Genomic DNA, 14,365 nt, shown 5'->3' with positions numbered 1-14,365 from the left:
GCATAAGTGTGGGCGCATGAGACGCTACATTCCCTTCCTGAACCGTCATCCGCTGGTGTCGGTCGTCCGGCTGAGCGGTCTGATCGCATCGGGCGGGCGCGGTCTCAGCGATGCCGGCACCGCCGCGATCATCGAGCGGGCCTTCAGCCGGGGCAGGCCCAGGGCGGTGGCGCTGGTCATCAATTCTCCCGGCGGCTCGCCGGAGCAAAGCTCGCTCATCGCGGCACGCATCGAACGGCTGGCGGCGGAAAAGGACATACCCGTCACCGCCTTTGTCGAGGATCTGGCGGCATCGGGCGGCTACTGGCTGGCCTGTGCCGCGCGCGACATCATCGTCGACCGGAACTCCATCGTCGGGTCGATCGGGGTAATTTCGGCCTCGTTCGGCCTGCAGGATTTCATCGCCCGCCACGGGGTCGAGCGGCGGGTACACACCGCCGGCCGTTCCAAGAGCTTCCTCGATCCCTTCCAGCCCGAAAAGGAAGAGGATGTCGCGCGACTGGCGACATTGCAGGAGCAGATTCATGCCGGTTTCATCGACCAGGTGAAATCACGGCGGGGGGACCGGCTGGCGGCGACCGGAGATCTGTTCACCGGCGATGTCTGGGTTGGCAGCAGTGCGGTCGAGGTCGGCCTTGCCGACGCGGTCGGCCATCTGGTGCCGGTGATGAAGGAACGCTATGGCGACAAGGTCAGGTTCGCCGTGCACGGACCGCGCCGCAGCCTGCTGCGCCGGCTGGGCTTCTCGGTCGTCTCGGAAGTGACCGGCGCAATGGAGGAGCGCGCCCTGATGGCGCGCTACGGGCTCTGACGTGCTGGTTAAAATCGTCACCTTCTTTCTGATCGGCATCGCGGTGCTGGCGATATTCGGCCGGCTGCGCTGGCCGGGCGGCGGCGCGGGCCGTATCGCCCGGGACGGAGACCGGCCGGGAAAACCCGGAAAATGCAGATATTGCGGCAGCTACATCGTCGGCAGCGGTCCGTGCCCGTGCAGAAAAGACAGATAAACAAGGGACAAGTGCATGTTGACGGATATCGCCCTTGCCGGGCTGGGGCTGATCATCCTGTTGCTGGCCGGCGACGCACTGGTCAAGGGGGCGGTCAATCTGGCGCTCCGGGTCGGCATTCCGGCGCTGCTGGTGTCGCTTACCATCGTCGCCTTCGGCACCTCGGCGCCCGAACTTCTGGTGTCGGTCCAGGCGATCCAGCGGGGTGCCGCCGGGCTGGCGCTGGGAAATGTCGTCGGCTCGAACATCGCCAACGTGCTTCTGGTGCTGGGGATCCCGGCGCTGATGACCGGGCTGCACACCTCGGGCTCTGACACCCGGATCACCTATGCCTACATGATTTTCGCCAGTCTGGTCTTCATCTGGATGGCGCAATCGGGCGTTTTCGACCGGACGGACGGGGCGGTGCTGCTGTTCATGCTCGGTCTTCTGCTGGGCGACGCGCTGCGCTCGGCCCGCAGGCACCGGCGCGAGGTTGCCCGCGCCGCCGCCGAAGCTGCCCGTTGCGCCAAGCCGGCGGCGGACGGCGAAAGCGAGGTCGAGGGGGGGGATCCGTCGCTGCCGATGTGGAAAATCCTCGCCTATCTCGGCCTTGGGCTGATCGGTCTGCCGCTCGGGGCGGATATTCTGGTCGATTCCGCCGTGCGGATCGCCCACGCGCTCGACGTTCCCGAAACGGTGATCGGGCTGACGCTGGTCGCGGTGGGAACCTCGCTGCCGGAACTGGCGACAACCGTCATGGCGGCGCTGCGCGGCGAAACCGACGTGGCGCTTGGCAACGTGATCGGCTCGAATCTGTTCAACATGCTGGCGATCATCGGTATCAGCACTTTCGTCGGGCCGATCCCGGTCGATCCGCAGATGCTGCGGTTCGACCTCTGGGTCATGCTCGCGTCCTCGCTCGCGCTGTTTCCCTTTGTCTTCCTGCGCTGGGACATGGGGCGGACATGGGGCTTTTTCTTCACGGCAGCATACGTAGTCTATCTGTGTGCGATCGTTTTCTGACAGCGGGGTGTGGAGATGACCGAGAAACGTGCGCTGATTACCGGTGCCGGTCGCAGGCTGGGGCGCACGATGGCGCTTTACCTCGGCCAGCACGGCCATGACGTTGCAGTGCATTTTCATGGTTCACCGGACGGTGCGGGCGAGGTGGTGGACGAAATTCGCCGCATGGGCCGGAATGCCGTGGCGATCGGTGCCGATCTGACCGCCGAGGCCGAGATGCAGGGGCTTGTCGCGGCGGCGGCCGGCGCGCTCGGCGGACCTCTCAACCTGCTGGTCAACAACGCCTCGATCTTCGAGCCGGACGATATCGCAACCGCGACGCGGCAGAGCTGGGACAGGCACCTGGAATCGAACCTGCGCGCGCCGGTCGTCCTGACCCAGCGTTTCGCGGACCAGGCTCCGCCGATCATCCACGATCACCGTCACGAGGCACTGGCGCAGGCGCTTGTGGTCAACATGATCGACCAGCGGGTGTTGAAACCGACCCCGGCCTTCATGAGCTATACCATCGCCAAGATGGCGCTGTGGGCCTTTACCCGAACCGCGGCGCAGGCGCTGGCGCCGCGCATCCGCGTCAACGCCATCGGCCCGGGGCCGACGATGATCGCCGAACGCCAGAGCGAAGAGCATTTCACCCGCCAGCGTGCCGCCTGCCTGTTGCAGCGGGGCGCAAACCCCGGGGACATCGCCGCCGCACTGGGATATCTGATCGACGCGCCGGCGGTAACCGGCCAGTTGCTCTGCGTCGACGGCGGGCAGCATCTGGCCTGGAAGACCCCCGATATCCTGCTCCGCGAATAGCTGAGGCGCCATTCGCGGGACAGTTATGCACCACTCGCAACAGGGTCACAAAAGCGTTAGAAAACTGTCAAGAATATCAGTCATTTGGCGCGATCAGGAAAAGTTTTCTTTGAAAACAACATGTTGAAAATGTGCTCAAATTTTCAGCAAATCAATCAATCGCCCAAGAAATAAGAGCAATTTATCGGGGCCCGCAGGGTTGTCCCATGAGTTATCCACATAAATAGTGGACATGTTCGCTGTTGCGCCGGACGCCGGGACGTTGCAGTCGGACAGGAGAATCGAAAGTTGCCAGAAGGTTAATCCAGTGGCGGGCAATCAACCGGACACCGGGCAGGATGCGGCGGGGCAGGATGCGCCTCCTCTCACCGGCCATCGGCGCATTCAGGATTACCTGAAAACGCTCGACTCCTCTCCCGGGGTCTACCGCATGCTCGACGGGCAGGCACGCGTGCTCTATGTCGGCAAGGCGCGGAACCTGCGAGCGCGCGTCTCCAGCTATGCCCGGCCCACCGGCCATTCACCGCGGATCGCCCGGATGATCCGCGAAACCGCCTCGATGATGTTTCTGACCACCCGCACCGAGGCCGAGGCGCTGCTGCTGGAACAGAACCTGATCAAGCAGCTCAAGCCGCGCTACAACGTGCTGCTGCGCGACGATAAGTCGTTTCCCAACATCCTCGTCGCCAAGGATCACGCCTATCCGCAGATCAGGAAGCATCGCGGCGCCAGAAAGGAAAAGGGCGAATACTACGGCCCCTTCGCCAGCGCCGGGGCGGTCAACCGGACGCTGAACCAGTTGCAGAAGGTCTTCCTGTTGCGCAACTGCACCGACGCGACGTTCGAAAGCCGCACCCGGCCCTGCCTGCTCTATCAGATCAGGCGATGCAGCGCGCCCTGTGTCGGCCATGTCTCGCCTGAGCAATACGGCGCGCTGGTGCGGGATGCCGAGCGTTTCCTTCAGGGAAAATCGACCAATATGCAGGCCGAGCTTGCCGCCGAGATGCAGGCAGCCTCGGATGCGATGGAATTCGAGCGCGCCGCCGCCCTGCGCGACCGTATCCGCGCGCTGACCCAGGTGCAGTCGGCGCAGGGCATCAACCCGCAGGGCGTGGCCGAGGCCGATGTGATCGCGCTTCATGCCGAGGGCGGACAGGCCTGCATTCAGGTCTTCTTCATCCGCGCCCACCAGAACTGGGGCAATCACGATTACTACCCGCGCACCGGCGGCACCGAGGCGCCCGAGGAAATCCTGCAGGCGTTCGTCGCCCAGTTCTACGACGGAAAGGAGCCGCCCCGGCAACTGATCCTGTCGCACGATCTGGAGGACCGCGACCTGATGGCCGAGGTGCTGTCGGACAAGGCCGGGCGCAAGGTCGGGATTGTGGTGCCACAACGGGGCGAAAAGGCCGAACTGGTGGCAGGCGCATTGCGCAACGCGCGCGAATCGCTGGGCCGCCGGATGTCGGAATCCGCGGCGCAGAGCAGGCTGCTGGCCGGGCTGGCCGGGGCGTTCGACCTGCCGTCGCCGCCTGCCCGGATCGAGGTTTTCGACAACTCGCACATTCAGGGCGCCCATGCGGTCGGTGCGATGATCGTTGCCGGGCCGGACGGCTACATGAAGAGCCAGTACCGCAAGTTCAACATACGCGGCGATACGCTGACCCCGGGCGACGATTTCGGCATGATGCGCGAGGTCCTGACCCGCCGGTTCAGGCGCCTGTTGAAAGAGGATCCGGATCGCGACTCGGATTTGTGGCCCGACCTGCTGCTGATCGACGGCGGCGCCGGGCAGGTGGCCGCCGTGGGCGGGATCCTGGCCGAACTCGGCGTGGTCGATCTGCCCTACATCGGCGTCGCCAAGGGGGTGGATCGCGATGCCGGCAAGGAGGAATTCCATCGCCCCGGCAAACCGCCCTTCGCGCTGCGCCGCAACGATCCGGTGCTCTATTTCGTCCAGCGCCTGCGCGACGAGGCACACCGCTTCGCCATCGGCGCCCACCGGGCCAAGCGCAGCAAGGCGGTGGGGGTGACGCCGCTCGACGACATTCCGGGCATCGGCGGCACGCGCAAACGGGCGCTGCTGGCCCATTTCGGCTCGGCCAAGGCGGTAAGCCGCGCCAATCTTGCCGATCTGAAGGCGGTGGACGGTATCAGCGCCGGTCTGGCCGAGACCATCTACGATTTCTTCCACGACCGGGGGTAGGCCGGGTTTCTCCGCCGTCACCGGGGTACCCGGGCGCGGAACAGGTCGAAGACCGCCGCGCCGGCAGGAACGGCGGCGCGCGGATTGCAGCCGCAGCGAACGGTGCGGCTGCATCCACCCTTTCCAGCGCGGCCCGGGAGCGCTAGATCAGGAGCATGAACTGGACGCTGCCCAATATCCTGACTGTCCTGCGCCTGCTCGCGGCACCGGCGGTGCTGCTGGTCTTTGTCGTCCTGCCGCGCCCGTGGGCCGACTGGACGGCGGTGGTGCTGTTCATCGGCGGCTCGCTGACCGACTGGGTGGACGGGCATCTGGCGCGATCGTGGAACCAGCAGACCAAGCTCGGCACCATGCTGGATCCGATCGCCGACAAGGCGATGGTGATCATCGCGCTGGCGGCGGTGATGGGGCTGAACGGGATGAGCGGGATGATCGTCATTCCCGCTACCGTGATCCTGTTCCGCGAGGTGTTCGTCTCGGGCCTGCGCGAATACCTCGGCGATACCGCCGGAACGCTGAAGGTGACGAAGCTGGCCAAGTGGAAGACGACGATCCAGATGGTCGCCATCGCGATCCTGCTGCTGCACGGGGTGTTCGAGCAGAATGTCGATCTTCTGGTGTCGGGAATGAGGAAGGACGTGGCGCGCGATGTTCTTGCCGGCCTCGTGCGCGACGACAGCGGGCTGACGATAATGAACCGCGCCATGATCCTGACGTGGTTCGGCGGTGTCGCCTGCCTGTGGCTTGCCGCGGTGCTGACCGCGATCACCGGCTGGGACTATTTCAACAAGGCCCTGCCCTATCTCAAGGACTGAACGGATGGTCGATGTCGTCTATTTCGCATGGGTCCGGGAGCGGATCGGCCTGCCGAAGGAACGGCTCGACACGACCGCCGCGACCGTTGCCGATCTGGTCGAGGAACTGCGCGCCCGCGAGGAGCGCTACGCGGTCGCCTTCGCCGACCTGTCGGCGCTTCGCGTCGCGGTGGATCAGGAGCTTGCCGATTTCGCCGCACCGCTCGACGGCGTGCGCGAGGTCGCGTTCTTCCCGCCGATGACCGGCGGCTGAGGGAACGGAGGGCCGGATGGAGATCCGCATCCAGCGCGAACCATTCCTGCCCGGCGCCGAGATCGATACCTTCAGCGCGCGGATACGGGGGGCCGGCGCGGTGGTCAGCTTTACCGGCATCGTCCGCGACGATGGCGGGCGCCTGACCCGGATGGAGATCGAGCATTACCCGGCAATGACCCGCCCGGCGATCGAGGCTTTCGCAGCCAGCGCGCTGGCACGCTGGCGGCTGGCCGGCCTGCTGGTGATCCACCGCCACGGCCCGCTTGAACCCGGCGAGCACATAATGATGGTCGCCACCGCCGCGCGCCACCGTGGCGATGCCTTCGCAGCGGCGGAATACCTGATGGATTACCTGAAATCCCGGGCGCCGTTCTGGAAAAAGGAATTCGGCCCCGACGGGGCAACATGGGTCGCGGCGAGGAGTGAAGACGAGGACGCGCTGTCGCGCTGGTAGCGCTCAACCGGCGCTGCGCTTGCGCTCGATATAATTGCGGAGTTCCTCGATCTGCTCGCGCGCCGCACCGAGCCCGTCCATCGCCGCCTGATATTCGGCCTCGCTCTGGGCAAGCTGATTGGTCAGTTCCGCCTCGCGCTGCTGCAGATAGGTGATCGCCTGATCGCGGGTTTCCTCGGCCTCGTGCAGCGCCTGCGCCATGCGGTCAAGCTCGTCCATGTCGGTCTTGGTGACGCGGGTGACCCGGTGGACCACCCAGGACGCGAACCAGCCGAGCAGGAAGGCGACGAACAGGATCGCCGCGGTCACAAGGATGAATTCGGTCCGGTTCACTCGGGCTCCTCCATGGGCGGCTCCTCGCCCTCGCCGGGCATGGCTTCGGCCGCGGGGGCCTGCGCGTCATCCGTCGACTCGGACGCCCCGCCGCTCGCGGCTGAATCGGCCGCGCCGGAGGTGGCGTCAAGCGCCGTTTCGGAAACCGCCGCATCCGCATCGCCGGTGGTTGCCGGTTCGACACCCTCGCCGGCCCCGGCTTCGCCTTCCACCGTCGCTTCGGGGGTATCGCCCAGCAACCGGAACTCGATCCGCCGGTTGGCCTCGCGCCCCTCCTCGGTGCCGTTGTCGGCGATGGGCTCGGCCTCGCCATAGCCTTGCGCCTCGATCTTCGACACCAGCACGCGGCGGGCCATCAGCGCCTGCTGCACGGCGTCCGCGCGCTCCTGTGACAGGCGCAGGTTCATCTCCTCGCGCCCCTGGCTGTCGGTATGGCCGGCGATCTCGATCTGCATGTCGACATCGCGGCAGGCTTTCAGGATGTCGGCGATCTCGTTGACGACGCGAACGCCCTCGCCGCTCAGATCGGCCGAGCCGGGCTCGAAGGCGATCTTGCTCTGCGCAAGGATCGCGTCGATCTGGCCGATGCATTCCTCGGGTTTGGGCAGGGCCGCAACCGGATCGAGCTTCTGATCATAGGTGACGGAAATCCTGAAATTCTGCGATTCCCCCAGTTTCTCGGCAAGAATACGGGTAACTTCGGCCTGTCCGTCCGGGTTTCCCGTCACACCGCTGATTTCGATGAAATCGGACCGCACCACCGCCGATCCGTTCGCAAGCTCGCCCAGAGCCTGCAACGCGGTCAGCACCCGGATGGTCCACTCGGCGGGAAGTTCGTTGTCGGTACGGGCCGCCATGTGCACCGACCCGACGCCGAAACGCGCCCTGGCGAAGCTGTTGACGGTTTCGCGCACCATCTCGTTGCGCAACCGCCCGCGCAATTCGACCTGCCCCTCCGGGCTGCGCGTGGCGATAAATTCCGCCGGCCCCTCGTCTTCGCCGCCACCTTCGGCGGCCACCGGCTCGGGCAGAACCGAATGCAGCGTGAAGACATCGGGAAGATTCGATTCCAGTTCTCCCACCGCCTGATCGAAGCGCGCCCGGGGCGTTGTATCCTGCGCAACCAGCGTGATGTCGGCGTCCGAGAAGGTCACCGACCCGCCGCCAAGATCGGCAAGCACGCCGATGGACTGGACGACCGCATTGGCCCATTCGGGGCTGGGCACGCCGAGCCCGATGGTACAATCGGCATCGCCCGAAAGCCCTGCCGCGCGGGCGGCTTCGAGCACCCGGTCGCGATCCTTCGTGCCCGAAACCGAGCAGGCATCGAAACGGGCGCCTTCGGTGTCGATCAGGAAGCGCAGCGTGAACGGGGTAATGACCGGGCGCGGTGCCGAAATGTCATAACTCAGTTCCAGCCCCTTGGGCACCCGGCGGGTAAGCTGCGCCTCCAGGGCGCGCTTTTCCTTCTCCGAATCGCTGATCGCGTCGATGCCGACCCTGCCCGGCGCGATCGAGATCTTGGCGCGCTTGAACCTCGCCAGCGCGTTCAGCCCGAAATGGAATGCGTCGTCCCAGTCCTGCCCGGCCGGATAATTCGTCGTCTCCAGCAGGTCGATAACCTCGGCACCCTGGGCGAGGGCGGCGATTTCGCTTTTCATCGCCTCGCGATCGAGCGAGTCGGGCACCAGCCCGATCATCGTCACACCCTCGTCGTTGCGCAGAATTTCGAGCGAGAAGTCCGGCGCGGCGAGCGGCTTGCTCGGCTCGACCGAAATTTCGTCGACAACCCGCGTCGCGTCGACGATCGTTCCGGCGACATGTATGGCGTTGAAGCGGCTGGCCTCGCTCGGGGCAATGCCGGCGACATGAACCTGAAGTCCGTCCGAGGCGACATCGGTCCAGTTGTGGCCGGCGCTGGCAAGCGCCGCGCTGACCGCCGCCGTCGAGCGGTTTTCGATCACGTTGGCCGAAACGGTAGCGGCCAGCCAGCACCCCAGCGCCGCGAGCAACAGCGAAAGTGCGGCGAGTATCTTCGGGCCCAGGCGCATGTTCCCAATCATCCTTGTTCCACCGATGTCATAGGCTGCGACGGCGCGGGGATCAATCGCCGCCCGCGCGGCCCGCCTCCCTGAACCCGGCCCAACGGCGACGGATCGCTCAGACGAGCAGGGCGAGGACCAGCGCAACCACAAGGATCATCCCCGTGGTCCTGAGTTCGCGGAATGTGTAGAGGCAGGATTTGGGATCGCTCAAATCAACTGTGCGTGTGAGGAAATTCATGTGCCAGCCCATCGCCAGCACCCCGGCAAGCGCAATGCCCAGCGGCAGCGCCCCGCGACCCGACAGGGCGAAGATGACGCCGGTACTCCACATCAGCACCGAGATCATGGTGAAGAGGTTGAGCCACGAAGGCGTGTCCCTGCCGAACAGGCGCGCGGTGGATTTCAGCCCGATCAGCGTATCGTCCTCGATATCCTGATGGGCATAGATCGTGTCGTAGTAGATGGTCCACGAAACGCCGCCGAGAAACAGGAACAGCGGCGCAAACGAAAGCGCGCCGGCATGGGCCGCCCAGGCGACGAGTACGCCCCAGCTCAGGTTGAGACCGAGGATGAACTGCGGCCACCAGGTGAAGCGCTTGCCGAAGGGGTAGAGCGCCACAAGCGCAAGCGACGCGACAGCGACCCAGATCGCGGTGGCGTTGAAGGTGAGCAGGATGAGGAAGGCGAGCGCCAGTTGCAGCGCCAGCCAGCGATAGGCGTTCCTCACCGATATCTGGCCCGATGGCAGCGGGCGCGAGCGGGTACGCTCGACACGGCCGTCGAACTCGCGGTCGGTCAGATCGTTCCAGGTACAGCCCGCCCCGCGCATCAGGAACGATCCCAGCACCACCGCGACCAGGATCCACCAGTCCTGTGCGCGCCAGCCGGTTGCGCCGGCGGCGGCGAACAGCCCCCACCAGCTCGGGATGATCAGCGTCCAGAACCCGATCGGCCGGTCGGCCCGCGACAATCTGAGATAGGGGCGGAACCTCTCGGGGGCGATCCGGTCGACCCAGTTGCCGGCGACGGCATCGGCAACCGTGCCTGCGGGCGAAGGGCTGCTCTCTGGTGTCTGTCGGTTTTCGGTCATACTCTCCGCCCGGAAGGTAAAGGTGGGGTCGATGGCTCAGGTCCGCTTGTTTGTAGAACATCCGCTTGGGGAAGGGCAAAGCGTTTCGCTGACGCGCGAGCAGGCGCATTACCTGTTCGGCGTCATGCGGCTCGGACCCGGCGATTCCCTGCTGCTGTTCGACGGCCGGTCGGGCGAATTCCGTGCCAAGGTGGCCGAGGCCGGCAGGCGGGGCGGCACATTGATCTGCGCCGCGCAGACCCGCCCGCTGAGGATGCCGCCCGACCTGTGGCTGATGTTCGCGCCGATCAGGAAGGCGCGGACCGATTTCATCGTCGAGAAGGCGACCGAGTTGGGGGCGGCCCGTATCCGCCCTGTACAGACCGAATTCACCAATGCCGAACGCATCCGGCGCGACAGGCTCCGCGCCCATGCCATCGAGGCCGCTGAGCAATGCGGCGGCACGTTCGTACCCGATATCGACGATCTGGCGCGGCTGGATACCGTACTCGATGGCTGGCCGGCAGACCGCAACCTGATGTTCTGCGACGAGGCACTGGCCGGTCAGGCACGCCCGCTCGCCCACCGGCCCGGCCCGTGGGCGATCCTGATCGGGCCAGAGGGCGGGTTTTCGCCGGCCGAACGTGCCCGGCTCGTCGCTATGGTGCAGGCGGTACCGGTCAGCCTCGGGCCGCGCATCCTCCGGGCCGATACGGCGGCCGTGGCGGCGCTGACCCTGTGGCAGAGCCGTCTGGGCGACTGGTAGCGATGTGGCGGCGGGGCGCACAACGGGCCGGGGCGGTGGCATGAGCTTTCTCAGGCCCGAGGTCGTCCGCCTGCTGAGGCGCTGGCGCGAGGTGCTGGCGGCGCTGGCGGCGGCGGCATTCGGTGCGTGGCTCGCATCGCGCGGCGGCCCGCTGATGGCGGCGCTCGGCGGGGCGGTGGTTGCGGCGTCGCTGGCACTGGCCGTCATCGCCTGGCGCAGGCAGCGCTTCCGGCTGGATGTCACGGCCCCCGGTGTGGTGCATGTCGACGAGGGGCGCGTCACCTATCTCGGGCCGGTGATGGGCGGGTCGCTCAGCCTTGCCGAACTGGCCGAGATCGAGGTCATCGACGTGGCCGGCGGCCGGCGCTGCTGGCGGCTGATGCAATCCGACGGCCAGACGCTGCTGGTTCCGCTCGCCTCGGCCGGGGCAGACGGGCTTTACGACCAGTTCGCCGCCCTGCCGGGCATGGATGCCCGCCGGCTGCTCTCGGCGCTGGACGGACCGGCGGACCGGGCGCGGCTGATCTGGCGCCATCCGGCGGGCCGGGAAGGGACGGTGTGCGCGCTGCGGGGCTGATGTGCCGCCACAGCCCCTTGACACGTCCGGCTCCGGATAGCACCAAGCCCGGACGGCGCGAAACTCCGGAGACCCCTGCCATGTCCATTCCACAATCCGGCGGCGGACCGATCGAACGGTACGAGCAGCTTGTCGAATATCTTGAAAGCGGTTGCAAACCCAGGGAAGACTGGCGGATCGGCACCGAGCACGAGAAGTTCGGCTATTGCAGGGATACATTGCTGCCGCTGCCCTATGACGGGTCACGCTCGGTCAGGGCGATGCTCGAAGGCCTGCGCGACCGCTTCGGATGGGCACCGATCCTCGAGCAGGACAATATCATCGGGCTGGAGCTGAACGGCGCCAATGTCTCGCTCGAACCGGGCGGGCAACTCGAGCTTTCCGGCGCGCCGCTGCGTTCGATCCACGAGACCTGCGACGAGGTGAACGAGCACCTTCGCGAGGTGAAATCTGTGGCCGACGACATCGGCGCCGGGTTCATCGGTCTGGGCGCGGCGCCCACATGGACGCAGGAGCAGATGCCGATGATGCCCAAGGGGCGCTATCGGCTGATGACCGATTACATGGACCGGGTCGGCACGCTCGGCAAGCAGATGATGTACCGCACCTGCACCGTGCAGGTGAACCTCGATTTCGGCTCCGAGGCAGACATGGTGCAGAAGCTGCGTGTGGCGCTGGCCCAGCAACCGGTGGCGACCGCGCTGTTCGCCAATTCGCCGTTTCTGGAACGCCGGCCCAACGGCCACAAGTCGTGGCGCAGCCGCATCTGGCGCGATCTCGATCCGGCGCGCACCGGGCTCCTGCCCTTTGTCTTCGAGGATGGCTTCGGCTTCGAGCGCTGGGTGGATTACGCGCTCGATGTGCCGATGTACTTCGTCTATCGCGACGGCCGGTACATCAATGCGCTGGGGCAATCCTTCCGCGACTTCCTCAAGGGCGAACTGCCGGCGCTGCCCGGCGAGGTGCCGACGCTCAGCGACTGGGCCGATCACCTGACGACGATCTTCCCCGAGGCGCGGATCAAGAAATTCATGGAGATGCGTGGCGCCGATGGTGGGCCGTGGCGCCGGCTCTGCGCGCTGCCGGCCTTCTGGGTCGGGCTGACCTACGATCAGGATTCGCTCGATGCGGCCTGGGATCTGGCGCGGCAGCTCGACGCGGAGACCCGCGACGGGCTGCGCGTGGCGGCCTCGGTTCAGGGGCTTCAGGGCGAGGCGGGGGGCTTCCGGCTGCACGATCTGGCGCGCGAGGCGGTGGCCATTGCCGAGGCCGGGCTCAGGGCACGGGCCATCCCCGGCGCCAGGGGCATGATCCCCGACGAGACGCATTTCCTGAACGCCCTTCAGGAAAGCGTCGATACCGGCTCTGTGCCCGCCGACGACCTGCTGGATCGCTACAACGGCGAATGGGACGGCGATATCGACCGGATTTTCGCCGAGTTCAGCTACTGATATCACCGCCTCGAGGAACGGCCCGTGTTCGCCTGCGAAGGACCGCACTGAGCCCTTCCTGTTCTGGCAGAGCAAGACACCCGGGCGCGGAACAAGGCCGAAGGCCGCCGCGCCAGCGCATGGCCGTTCCCGCGGCCAGGCGCTTTGGTGACGACCGTACAACGTTCATATTGCGGGCGGATGTGGCTGGCATAAAGCGCTTCGTCCTACCGTCAGGAGCGCCTGTCCACGGCCATGCGCTGGCGCGGCTTGCGCTTCCGTCCGAGCGGCAGCATCGTCCGCTGAGCCGGCTATTTCCGGCGGCCCACCCCTGTGACGGTGGGCCTTACAATTCAGCCGGGCTACCTGCCGCCGCCGATCCGCGGTTCCTCGCCGCGCAACAGCCGCCGGATGTTCTCCCGATGGCGGAGAAACACCAGCGCCGTCAGCAACAGCGACAGGATTGTCATGCGGATATCTCCGAAGACCAGCATCCAGAGCGTCGAGGAAGCGGCCGCCACCAGCGCCGAGAGCGACGAATAGCGCGTCGTCAGCGCGACGGCGAACCAGGTGGCGCAGCAGGCAAGCCCGACGCGCCAGTCGAGCGCCAGAAGCACGCCCAGAAAGGTCGCCACACCCTTGCCGCCGCGAAACCCCAGCCAGACCGGATAGAGGTGGCCGAGAAACGACGCAAGTGCCGCGATCTGCGCCGCGTCCTCGCCGACCGTGGCGCGGGCGATCAGCACCGCAACCCCGCCCTTGGCCGCGTCGCAGACCAGCGTTAGAAACGCGGCGAACCTGTTGCCGGTGCGCAGAACGTTGGTGGCGCCGATATTGCCCGACCCGATGGCGCGCAGATCGCCCAGCCCGAACGCCCGTGCCCAGAGTATACCGAAGGGGATCGAGCCGAGCAGATAGGCCAGCGCCGCAGTCAGCGCCAGCAGCATCGGATCGCTGGTGATTGTCGGCATGAGACCCCCGTTGCTGGTATCGGAAGCGACTATTCCCGGCGGCGGCGCCAATGTCCACAAGCGGACGCGATCAGAGCGGCTCGCCGAACACCTGCTTGCCGCCAACCCAGGTGGCCCGCACCCTGCCCTCCATCCTGGCGCCGTCGAAGGGCGTGTTTTTCGATTTCGAATGCAGTCTGAAACGGTCGAGCACGAAAGGCGCGTCGGGATCGAACAGGACCAGATCGGCCGGGGCACCGGCCGCCAGCCGCCCGCCCGGCAGGCCGAGCCGCCGCGCCGGGTTGAGCGACATGGCGCGGAAAAGCTGCGGCAGGGACAGCAAGCCGCCATGGTAAAGCCGCATCGCCGCCGGCAGCAGCGTCTCAAGCCCCACCGCACCCGAGGCGGCCTCCTCGAAGGGCAGACGCTTGCTTTCCTCGTCCTGCGGGGTGTGCATCGACGAGATCGTGTCGATCAGGCCCGATGCCACCGCCTCGATCACCGCCATGCGGTCGGTTTCCGATCGCAGCGGCGGCTTGACCTTGAAGAAGGTGCGATAGTCGCCGATATCGAGCGCGTTCAGCGTCAGGTGGTGGATCGACGTGCCGGCGGTAATGTCGAACCCGTTCCGCTTGGCCCGTTCCAGCGCCG

General features: G+C 66.4%; 15 protein-coding genes. 10 read left to right on the top strand and 5 right to left on the bottom strand.

What is annotated here, in order from left to right; all coding sequences use genetic code 11:
- Positions 1-16 precede the first annotated feature (16 nt).
- The 7 genes from ACK5IR_RS10915 to ACK5IR_RS10885 all read left to right on the top strand — a co-directional run bounded on the left by ACK5IR_RS10915 (position 17) and on the right by ACK5IR_RS10885 (position 6,544).
- Positions 17-811 (top strand): S49 family peptidase, encoded by a 795-nt coding sequence (locus ACK5IR_RS10915; protein ID WP_416928789.1) that lies wholly within the window; start codon positions 17-19, stop codon positions 809-811.
- A 211-nt stretch (positions 812-1,022) separates the two neighbouring features.
- The gene (locus ACK5IR_RS10910; RefSeq protein ID WP_416928787.1) at positions 1,023-2,012 is read left to right on the top strand and encodes a calcium/sodium antiporter; all 990 of its coding nucleotides are present in this window, start codon (positions 1,023-1,025) and stop codon (positions 2,010-2,012) included.
- Between the two features lie 15 nt (positions 2,013-2,027).
- Entirely contained in the window at positions 2,028-2,813 is a 786-nt protein-coding gene (locus ACK5IR_RS10905; protein ID WP_416928785.1) for an SDR family oxidoreductase, read from the top strand.
- A 307-nt stretch (positions 2,814-3,120) separates the two neighbouring features.
- A complete protein-coding gene (gene uvrC, locus ACK5IR_RS10900) occupies positions 3,121-5,019 on the top strand; it encodes an excinuclease ABC subunit UvrC (protein WP_416928783.1) in 1,899 nt (632 codons plus the stop codon).
- A 155-nt stretch (positions 5,020-5,174) separates the two neighbouring features.
- A complete protein-coding gene (pgsA, locus tag ACK5IR_RS10895) occupies positions 5,175-5,834 on the top strand; it encodes a CDP-diacylglycerol--glycerol-3-phosphate 3-phosphatidyltransferase (RefSeq protein WP_416928781.1) in 660 nt (219 codons plus the stop codon).
- A gap of 4 nt (positions 5,835-5,838) precedes the next feature.
- On the top strand, positions 5,839-6,087 hold the full coding sequence (gene moaD / locus ACK5IR_RS10890; RefSeq protein ID WP_416928779.1) for a molybdopterin converting factor subunit 1: 249 nt from the start codon (positions 5,839-5,841) through the stop codon (positions 6,085-6,087).
- 16 nt (positions 6,088-6,103) lie between these two features.
- Entirely contained in the window at positions 6,104-6,544 is a 441-nt protein-coding gene (locus tag ACK5IR_RS10885; RefSeq protein ID WP_416928777.1) for a molybdenum cofactor biosynthesis protein MoaE, read from the top strand.
- Positions 6,545-6,547: 3 nt separating this feature from the next.
- Here the strand turns inward: ACK5IR_RS10885 and ACK5IR_RS10880 are convergent, their stop codons facing one another.
- The 3 genes from ACK5IR_RS10880 to ubiA form a co-directional block, all read right to left on the bottom strand.
- On the bottom strand, positions 6,548-6,877 hold the full coding sequence (locus ACK5IR_RS10880) for a hypothetical protein (protein ID WP_416928775.1): 330 nt from the start codon (positions 6,875-6,877) through the stop codon (positions 6,548-6,550).
- The gene (locus ACK5IR_RS10875) at positions 6,874-8,928 is read right to left on the bottom strand and encodes an OmpA family protein (protein WP_416928773.1); all 2,055 of its coding nucleotides are present in this window, start codon (positions 8,926-8,928) and stop codon (positions 6,874-6,876) included. The genes ACK5IR_RS10880 and ACK5IR_RS10875 overlap by 4 nt, the downstream gene beginning before the upstream one ends.
- A gap of 109 nt (positions 8,929-9,037) precedes the next feature.
- On the bottom strand, positions 9,038-10,012 hold the full coding sequence (gene ubiA, locus ACK5IR_RS10870; protein ID WP_416928771.1) for a 4-hydroxybenzoate octaprenyltransferase: 975 nt from the start codon (positions 10,010-10,012) through the stop codon (positions 9,038-9,040).
- A gap of 31 nt (positions 10,013-10,043) precedes the next feature.
- On the opposite strand from ubiA, the gene ACK5IR_RS10865 reads away from it, so the two are divergent.
- From ACK5IR_RS10865 to ACK5IR_RS10855, 3 genes are all read left to right on the top strand, one after another.
- Positions 10,044-10,757: a 16S rRNA (uracil(1498)-N(3))-methyltransferase gene (locus ACK5IR_RS10865; protein WP_416928769.1), complete on the top strand. Its 714-nt coding sequence runs from the start codon at positions 10,044-10,046 to the stop codon at positions 10,755-10,757.
- A gap of 40 nt (positions 10,758-10,797) precedes the next feature.
- Complete coding sequence (locus ACK5IR_RS10860) at positions 10,798-11,334, top strand: hypothetical protein (protein WP_416928767.1); 537 nt, start codon at positions 10,798-10,800, stop codon at positions 11,332-11,334.
- Between the two features lie 80 nt (positions 11,335-11,414).
- Positions 11,415-12,785 (top strand): glutamate--cysteine ligase, encoded by a 1,371-nt coding sequence (locus ACK5IR_RS10855; RefSeq protein WP_416928765.1) that lies wholly within the window; start codon positions 11,415-11,417, stop codon positions 12,783-12,785.
- Between the two features lie 341 nt (positions 12,786-13,126).
- Here the strand turns inward: ACK5IR_RS10855 and plsY are convergent, their stop codons facing one another.
- Both plsY and ACK5IR_RS10845 read right to left on the bottom strand, forming a co-directional pair.
- Positions 13,127-13,735: a glycerol-3-phosphate 1-O-acyltransferase PlsY gene (plsY, locus tag ACK5IR_RS10850; protein ID WP_416928763.1), complete on the bottom strand. Its 609-nt coding sequence runs from the start codon at positions 13,733-13,735 to the stop codon at positions 13,127-13,129.
- A 70-nt stretch (positions 13,736-13,805) separates the two neighbouring features.
- On the bottom strand, positions 13,806-14,365 hold a 560-nt coding region (locus ACK5IR_RS10845), incomplete at its 5' end, for an amidohydrolase family protein (protein WP_416928761.1).

Origin of the sequence: Tropicimonas sp. (genome assembly GCF_047971885.1) — a bacterium.
In the GTDB taxonomy this organism is placed as follows: domain Bacteria; phylum Pseudomonadota; class Alphaproteobacteria; order Rhodobacterales; family Rhodobacteraceae; genus Tropicimonas.
Note: the sequence above shows the minus strand (reverse complement) of the source record. Positions and strands in the feature narration are given on the sequence as shown.